Origin of the sequence: Streptomyces sp. NPDC088812 (assembly GCF_044750285.1) — a bacterium.
Taxonomy (GTDB): Bacteria; Actinomycetota; Actinomycetes; order Streptomycetales; family Streptomycetaceae; genus Streptomyces.
In genome coordinates this window covers 1-1,273 of record NZ_JBIVJP010000081.1, presented here as the reverse complement: position 1 = coordinate 1,273, position 1,273 = coordinate 1, and the positions used below count along the sequence as shown (strand labels likewise).

At 67.2% G+C, this 1,273-nt stretch carries 1 protein-coding gene and 1 pseudogene; both read right to left on the bottom strand.

Features of this window, described 5'->3' with window-relative positions; all coding sequences use genetic code 11:
* A partial coding sequence (locus tag ACIP67_RS43335; RefSeq protein WP_401700244.1) for a transposase occupies positions 1–494 on the bottom strand: 494 nt, incomplete at its 3' end.
* 295 nt (positions 495–789) lie between these two features.
* A pseudogene (locus ACIP67_RS43330) lies at positions 790–1,273 on the bottom strand (IS3 family transposase); the annotation flags it as partial.

The window sequence follows — 1,273 nt, the reverse complement described above, 5'->3', positions numbered from 1 at the left end:
GACTGATAGATCGCCTCGTGAGAGATCCGCATGGACTCATCATCAGGGAACTCCAGGCGCAGCCGGCGGCTGATCTGCTCAGGGCTCCACGCCGTGGACCACCGTCGATCCGCCCGGCGCGGTTTCATCTTCCGCCCCTTGAAACCGGCCCCGACCGGTCCCGGCACGGCCACGCCATCGGGGCCCAGGACCATCCCGTTCAGCCGTGCCTGGACGTAGTCGTGCAGTCGCTGGTTCGTGGCCAGCTTCGCCGGCTTGGGCCGCCTGGCAGCTTCCTGGGCCTTCCACTGCGCCACCGTGGCCCGGTACTCATGCTTCCCGGAACGAGTGGCGCAGTTACGGCGCAGCTCACGGCTGATCGTGCCGGGATCACGTCCCAGCGTGCGTGCGATCTGACGGACCCCCTGGCCCTGGGCATGGAGGATCGCGATCTCCTCACGCTCAGCGAAGGACAGATACCGGCCGGTGGGCTCGGCTAAGGACAGCGGGGTCATCCCGCCAGCGTGACGGAACCAGCGCGCCCCGACGGGCCAGGACACGCCCACAGTCAGGGATGCCTCGACCGTCGTAACGCCGGTGGCGATCACACGCCAGAACTGGCGTTGGACCTCCCGTGAGGGCTGCGGCCTGCCAGGAGAGCGCATCGGGGCCCTCAAGGCCCGATCCGCTCTCCACTGCCGACGTGTCCCCTCGGGCACGTCACTGATCTTCCTCGCCCAGTCCTTGCTTGCCATCGCCCATACCTCCAGTGATTCCGAGAGGGTGTTGCGACGACCGATTGAATCCGCCCTGAGAGCCCCTATCGCTGTGGTGGATCAGGCCCTGTCGGTCACGGCTGGCTCCCGTGCTCAACAGCGCATGCTCGAGGGCCAATAGAGGCAGTCCCGCGGTGTGGAGGGTGGCCGAGACGGCCCATCCCACGATGCGGCGGGTGAACACGTCGGTGATGAACGCGACGTAGCAGAACCCCGCCACCGTGCGCACGTAGGTGATGTCAGCGACCCAGAGCTGGTTCGGTCGCTCGGCGATGAACTTGCGTTCCACCAAGTCAGGGCGGGCATCCGGCTCCCCAGCCGGCTTCGTCGTGACCGGCGTGCGGCCACGGCGGACGCCTTCCACGCCGGCGAGCTTCATCAGCCGGGCGACCTGATCCCGGCCCACGTCCCAGCCGGCACGGACCATCGCGTGGTGCATCTTCCTGACGCCGTAGACGCTGTAGTTCTCCTCGTGGATCCGCTCTATCTCCTCGAGCAGCAACACGTCACGTAGCGCT